The 327-nt window shown below is 61.2% G+C and carries 1 pseudogene; it reads left to right on the top strand.

Annotation, left to right across the window (positions count from 1 at the left end):
* Positions 1-134: 134 nt before the first annotated feature.
* A pseudogene (locus NE591_RS13550) lies at positions 135-327 on the top strand (YbaK/EbsC family protein); the annotation flags it as partial.

A 327-nucleotide genomic window follows, 5' to 3' on the forward strand; every position in this document is an offset into this window, starting at 1 on the left:
AGAATGCGCGGATGGGCGCCGGTGGAATAGTCGTTCTCGAACGAGATCATGATTCCTCCTCAGGGCTTCCCGGAGATGTGTGTCGTGCTATTATTCCACAACGTCGAAGATGGTGGCGAAAGGCGGTACGCGAGATGGCGATCGATAAGGTGAAGGCGTATTTTGCGGAATTCGGGCGCGAGGGGGATGTTATGGCATTCCCCACATCCAGCGCAACCGTGGAGCTGGCGGCTCAGGCCGTGGGCTGCGAGCCGGCGCGCATTGCCAAGACGCTGTCGTTTGCCGTGGGCGACCGAGTGTCGCTCGTGGTGTGCGCGGGAGATGCCC

The organism is Adlercreutzia sp. DFI.6.23, from assembly GCF_024462535.1.
Classification (GTDB): Bacteria; Actinomycetota; Coriobacteriia; order Coriobacteriales; family Eggerthellaceae; genus Adlercreutzia; species Adlercreutzia rubneri.